Genomic DNA, 364 nt, shown 5'->3' with positions numbered 1-364 from the left:
GAGGGGCCCTTCTCGGGTTACCGAATTCAGACAAACTCCGAATGCCAATCAATTTAACTTGGGAGTCAGAACGCGGGTGATAAGGTCCGTGTTCGAAAGGGAAACAGCCCAGACCACCAGCTAAGGTCCCAAAATATATGTTAAGTGGAAAAGGATGTGGCGTTGCCCAGACAACTAGGATGTTGGCTTAGAAGCAGCCATCATTTAAAGAGTGCGTAATAGCTCACTAGTCGAGTGACACTGCGCCGAAAATGTACCGGGGCTAAACATATTACCGAAGCTGTGGATTGTCCGTAGGACAATGGTAGGAGAGCGTTCTAAGGGCGTTGAAGCATGATCGCAAGGACATGTGGAGCGCTTAGAA

General features: G+C 48.9%; 1 rRNA gene. It reads left to right on the top strand.

The window, feature by feature from the left end:
- A 23S ribosomal RNA gene (locus tag SH09_RS14000) occupies nucleotides 1-364 on the top strand; the annotation flags it as partial.

This window comes from Staphylococcus gallinarum (assembly GCF_000875895.1).
GTDB lineage: Bacteria > Bacillota > Bacilli > Staphylococcales > Staphylococcaceae > Staphylococcus > Staphylococcus gallinarum.
Note: the sequence above shows the minus strand (reverse complement) of the source record. Positions and strands in the feature narration are given on the sequence as shown.